The organism is Micrococcus sp. HMSC31B01, assembly GCF_001816085.1.
Classification (GTDB): Bacteria; Actinomycetota; Actinomycetes; order Actinomycetales; family Micrococcaceae; genus Micrococcus; species Micrococcus luteus.
Genome location: NZ_KV825465.1, coordinates 1 through 5,750, shown reverse-complemented (window position 1 = coordinate 5,750; position 5,750 = coordinate 1). Strand labels below are relative to the sequence as shown.

At 71.6% G+C, this 5,750-nt stretch carries 4 protein-coding genes; 3 read left to right on the top strand and 1 reads right to left on the bottom strand.

From position 1 onward, the window contains the following. Both HMPREF3105_RS12350 and HMPREF3105_RS12345 read left to right on the top strand, forming a co-directional pair. Positions 1–447, top strand: a 447-nt coding sequence (locus HMPREF3105_RS12350; protein WP_305791350.1) for a TCP-1/cpn60 chaperonin family protein, incomplete at its 5' end; no start/stop codon positions are given. 121 nt (positions 448–568) lie between these two features. Beyond that, positions 569–2,524 carry a BCCT family transporter gene (locus tag HMPREF3105_RS12345; protein ID WP_083325347.1) on the top strand — a complete coding sequence of 652 codons (1,956 nt, stop codon included), beginning with the start codon at positions 569–571 and terminating at the stop codon, positions 2,522–2,524. Position 2,525: 1 nt separating this feature from the next. Here HMPREF3105_RS12345 and HMPREF3105_RS12340 read toward each other — a convergent pair whose 3' ends face one another. Beyond that, complete coding sequence (locus HMPREF3105_RS12340) at positions 2,526–3,959, bottom strand: dicarboxylate/amino acid:cation symporter (RefSeq protein WP_070709889.1); 1,434 nt, start codon at positions 3,957–3,959, stop codon at positions 2,526–2,528. A 185-nt stretch (positions 3,960–4,144) separates the two neighbouring features. Between HMPREF3105_RS12340 and guaB the strand changes: the two genes are divergently transcribed. Then, entirely contained in the window at positions 4,145–5,689 is a 1,545-nt protein-coding gene (guaB, locus tag HMPREF3105_RS12335; protein ID WP_070709887.1) for an IMP dehydrogenase, read from the top strand. Positions 5,690–5,750: the final 61 nt, after the last annotated feature.

Here is a 5,750-nt window from a genome sequence, read left to right as displayed (position 1 = left end):
GAGCGCAAGCACCGCATCGAGGACGCCGTGTCCTCGACCCGCGCCGCCCTCGAGGAGGGCATCGTGGCCGGCGGGGGCACCGCGCTCATCAACGCGCTGACCGCGCTCGACACCGACGCCGACGTCCAGGCCCTGACCGGCGACGCCGCCGTGGGCGTGGACATCGTCCGCAAGGCCCTGAAGCAGCCGCTGCGCTGGATCGCCCAGAACGCGGGCGAGGACGGCTACGTGGTGGTCTCCAAGGTCGCCGAGCTGGAGCCGAACCACGGCTTCAACGCGAAGACCGGCGTCTACGGCGACCTGATCGCCGACGGCGTGATCGACCCGGTCAAGGTGACCCGCTCCGCGCTGGCCAACGCCGCCTCCATCGCGGCCCTCGTGCTGACCACCGAGACCCTCGTGGCGGACAAGCCCGCCGAGGAGGACGAGGCCGGCCACCAGCACTGACCCCTCCGTCGGCCCTGACGCGGCCGGCTGTCGACGACGGCCCCTCGCCCGCCCGGGTGAGGGGCCGTCGTCGTGCGGGCGGGAGACGCCGGCCGTCCGGGGTGCCCTCTATGGTGTGCCCATGGACACACCCACGCCGCCCCGTCCCACCGGGTCCCACACGACCCGGACCCCGGCCCGGCCACGGCTGCGCCGCTTCGTCCGCGAGTTCTCCTATCCGCACGGCATCCACCCGGCCCTCGTGCCGGGCGTGTCCGTGGAGGACCGCCGGGTGCGCTACGGCGTGGACCGGGTGATCCTCGCCGTCGTCGGCCTGCTGGTGGTCGGCTTCGTGGTGTGGGGCGTGCTGCAGCCGGACGCCGTGCTGGCCGTCTCGAGCGCGGCCCTCGACTGGGTGATGCTCCACGCCGGCTGGCTGTTCGCCCTGCTGGCCATCGGGATGGTGGTGTTCCTGCTGGCCCTGGCGTTCTCCCGGTACGGCGAGATCCCGCTGGGACTGGACGGGGAGAAGCCGGAGTACTCCACGGCGAGCTGGTCGGCCATGCTCTTCGCGGCCGGCATCGGCATCGGCATCATCTTCTTCGGCCCGTACGAGCCGCTGACCTACTACCTGGCCCCGCGCCCGGGGGCGTACGAGGCGGCGAGCGAGGAGGCGGTGACGGGCGCGCTGGCCCAGGCCGCGCTGCACTGGGGCGTGAACGCGTGGGCGATCTACGCGGTCGTCGGCCTGTCGGTCGGCTACGTGTCCTACCGCCGGGGCCGGGTGCCGCTGATGAGCTCCATCATCGCGCCGCTGTTCGGCGACTCCCAGCGCAGCGACTCCGTCGGGGCGCGCCTGATCGACGGGCTCGCGATCATCGCCACACTGTTCGGCACGGCGGCCTCGCTGGGCATCGGCGCCCTGCAGATCGGCCGGGGCGTGGAGATCGTCTCGGGCTGGTCGGCGCCGGGGAACACGGTGGCGCTGGGGATCATCGTGGTGCTCACGATCGGCACCATCTTCTCGGCGGTGTCCGGTGTGGCCCGCGGCATCCGGTGGCTGTCCAACATCAACATGCTGCTCGCCCTCGGCCTGGCGCTGTTCTTCTTCGTCGTCGGCCCGACGGCGTTCCTGCTGAACATCGTGCCCGGCGTCCTGATGGACTACGTCTCCTCCGCCCCGGACGCCCTCGGCGCCTCGATGGCCGAGGGGGAGGACATGCAGGAGTTCCTCTCCAGCTGGACGATCTTCTACTGGGCGTGGTGGGTCAGCTGGGCCCCGTTCGTGGGCGTGTTCATGGCGAAGATCTCGAAGGGTCGGACCATCCGCCAGTACGTCCTCGGGGCCCTGTTCATCCCGGCCGCGGTGATCGTCGGCGCGTTCACGATCATCGGCGGCACCACCATCTGGCTGCAGCGGACGCAGGGCTCCGTGGCGCCGGACGGCACGGCCGCGTCGCTGCCCGCGCCGGCGGAGATCTTCTGGGTGGTCCTGGACCAGCTGCCCGGCGGCGGGCTGGTGGCCCCGGTCGTGATCGTCATGCTGGCGGTCTTCTTCATCACGACGGCGGACTCCGCCTCGATCGTGAACTCGCAGCTCTCACAGCGCGGCGCCCCGGCCCCGCGCCGCACGATCACGGTGTTCTGGGCGCTGTGCATGGCGGGCATCGCCGTCGTGATGCTGCTGACCGGCGGCGACACCGCGCTCACCGGCCTGCAGAACCTCATCACCATCACGGCGCTGCCGTTCACCGTGGTGCTCGTCCTCATGGCGGTCGCGCTCCAGCGCGAACTGGCCAACGACCCCTTCGCGATCCGTGACCGGTACCAGCGGGCCGCCGTCGAGAAGGCGACGGTGCGGGGCCTGGTGGAGTACGGGGACGACTTCGCGTTCACGGTGGAGCGCACCCCGCCGGGCAGCTGGTACGCGGCCGGCGAGGGGTTCGACTCCACCGCCGCGGAGATCACCGACTGGTACCGCCGCACGGACGAGGACGGGAACCCCGTGGACTACGACTACGTGCTGGGCGAGTACCTGGACGAGGGGGACGAGGACGGCGCGGACGGACCCGCCGGAGCGGGCCCGTCCGGCCGCTGACTCAGGCGCGCGGCTCCGGGGTGCCGACGAGCTGGGCGCGGGAGTCGGCGGTCGCGTGGGCGCGGGCCTCGACGATCTCCTCCTCGTCCTCGCCGAAGATGTCGCCGCGCGGGGCGTCGTAGCGGTCCCGGTCGAGGATGCCCTCCTGGGAGGCCACGAGGGCGGGGATGAGGGCCTGGCCGGACACGTTGAGGGCGGTGCGACCCATGTCCACGATCGGGTCGACGGCCAGGAGCAGGGCCATGCCCTCGAGGGGCAGCCCGGCGGTGGACAGCGTGAGCGTGAGCATCACGGTGGCGCCGGTGGTGCCGGCGGTCGCGGCCGAGCCCAGCACGGACACGAGTGCCACGAGGGCGTACTGGCTCAGGCTCATGTCGATCCCGTAGAACTGGGCGATGAACACGGCGGCCACGGCCGGGTAGATCGCGGCGCAGCCGTCCATCTTGGTGGTGGCGCCCAGCGGGACGGCGAAGGAGGCGTAGCCGGTGGGCACGCCGAAGTTGCGCTCGGCCACCCGCTGGGTGACGGGCAGCGTGCCGAGGGAGGAGCGGGAGACGAAGCCGAGCTGGAACGCCGGCCACACGCCGGTGAAGAACTGCTTGACGGAGAGCCCGTGCAGGCGCGCCAGCACCGGGTACACCACGAGCATCACGAGGGCCAGGCCCACGTAGATCGCCACCACGAACTTGGCCAGCGTGCCCATCGTGGACCAGCCGTACGAGGCCACGGCGTTGCCCAGCAGGCCGATGGTGCCGATCGGGGCCAGGCGGATGATCCACCACAGCAGCTTCTGGATGATCGCGAGCACCGAGCGGGAGAACGTGAGGAACGGGGCGGCCTTCTCGCCGACCTTGAGCGCGGCCACGCCCACGACGATCGCGATCACGAGGATCTGCAGCACGTTGAACGTGGGGGAGGAGGCGAGCGCGCCGTCCTCGCCCGCCGTCGTCTTGACGGTCAGGCCGAGGAAGTTCGCCGGCACCAGGGAGGTCAGGAAGTCGAGCCAGCCGACGTCCTTGGCCTGGTAGGACGCCGGCGCGGTCTGGCCGGTGCCCACGCCCGGCTGCAGCGCGACGCCGACGGCGAGGCCGATGAGCACCGCGATCAGGCTCGTGATGGCGAACCACAGCAGGGTCTTGGCGGCCAGGCGGGCCGCGTTGGTCACCTGGGCCAGGTTGGCGATGGAGGCGACGACGGCGAAGAAGACCAGCGGGACGACCGTGGCCTTCAGCAGGCTGATGTAGATGCTGCCGACGGTGGCCAGCGTCTCGCCGAGCCAGGTCGGGTGCTCGGAGGTGTGCCCCGTGGCGCGGGCGATCAGGCCCAGGACGAGGCCGAGGACGAGGGCGGCGGCGATCTGCCAGCCGAAGTTCGACGTCCAGGCGGGGAGCCGGCGTCGGGGCGCCGGTGCGGGGGAGGACTGTGCGGTGCTCATCCGGGGAGATTAGGCGGACCAATATCACGACGCCGAACCGGATTGCGCCATGTGACGTCGTGGTGACGTCCGTCTCGCCCCCGCGTGGCCCAGCGCGGGGGCCCTGTGACGTGGCCCGCACCCGGGTCGCCGGTTTGACCCCCGGGCATAGAATCGCGGAAACACCCGTCCCGAAAGGCGCCTTCGTGACCAACACCAGCACCGGTCCCAGCCCCGAGCCCGTCCACTCCTCCTCGGATCCCTTCGGCTTCTTCGGCCTCACCTATGACGACGTCCTGCTGCTGCCCAACGCCACCGACGTGATCCCCGCGGACGCGGACACGGGCACCCGGCTGACCCGCAACATCCGCTTGAACATCCCCATCGTCTCCGCGGCGATGGACACCGTGACCGAGGCTCCCCTGGCCATCGCCATGGCCCGTCAGGGCGGCATGGGCATCATCCACCGCAACCTGTCCATCGAGGACCAGGTCCGCCACGTGGACACCGTGAAGCGCTCCGAGTCGGGGATGATCAAGGACCCCGTGACCATCGGCCCCGACGCCACGCTCGCGGACCTGGACGAGCTGTGCGCCCAGTACCGCGTCTCGGGCCTGCCGGTGGTGGCCGAGGACATGACGCTGCTGGGCATCATCACCAACCGCGACACCCGCTTCATCCCGCGCGAGGAGTGGGCCACCCGCACGGTGGACACCGCCATGACCCGCATGCCGCTGGTCACCGCGCAGGAGGGCGTCTCGCGCGCCGAGACCATCCGCCTGTTCTCCCAGAACCGCGTGGAGAAGCTGCCGCTCGTGGACGATGCGGGCCGCCTGACCGGCCTGATCACCATCAAGGACTTCGACAAGGCGGAGCAGTACCCGGACGCCGCGAAGGACGACGAGGGCCGGCTGCTCGTCGGCGGCGCCGTCGGGTTCTTCGGCGACGGCTGGGAGCGCGCCATGGCGCTCGTGGAGGCAGGCGTGGACGCCCTCGTGGTGGACACCGCGAACGGCCACACGCACGGCGTGCTGGACATGATCGCGCGCCTGAAGAAGGAGAAGGCGGCCGCGCACGTCGACGTCATCGGCGGTCAGGCCGCGACCTACGCGGGCGCCAAGGCGATCGTCGACGCCGGCGCGGACGCCGTGAAGGTGGGCGTGGGCCCGGGCTCGATCTGCACGACCCGTGTGGTGGCCGGCGTCGGCGTCCCGCAGATCACCGCCATCTACGAGGCGGCCAAGGCCACGCGCCCCGCGGGCGTCCCGCTGATCGCCGACGGCGGCCTGCAGCACTCCGGTGACATCGGCAAGGCCCTCGTGGCCGGCGCCGACTCGGTGATGCTCGGCTCCCTGCTGGCCGGCACGGCCGAGTCCCCGGGCGACCTCGTGTTCTACCAGGGCAAGCAGTTCAAGACCTACCGTGGCATGGGCTCCCTGGGCGCCATGCAGACCCGCAACGGCACGCGCTCCTTCTCCAAGGACCGCTACTTCCAGGCGGACGTGCCGGACGAGGACAAGCTGATCCCCGAGGGCATCGAGGGCCAGGTGCCCTTCCGGGGCCCGGTCGCCTCGGTGGTCCACCAGCTCGTGGGCGGCCTGCGCCAGACGATGTTCTACACGGGCGCGTCCACGGTGGCCGATCTCAAGGAGAACGGCCGCTTCGTGCGCATCACCGCGGCGGGCCTGAAGGAGTCCCACCCGCACGACATCATGATGACCGTCGAGGCCCCGAACTACCGTTCGCGCTGACCCGCACGGCGGGTCCGGGGGGAGCCCCGGACGGGGCGGCGCCGACGACACGGTCGGCGCC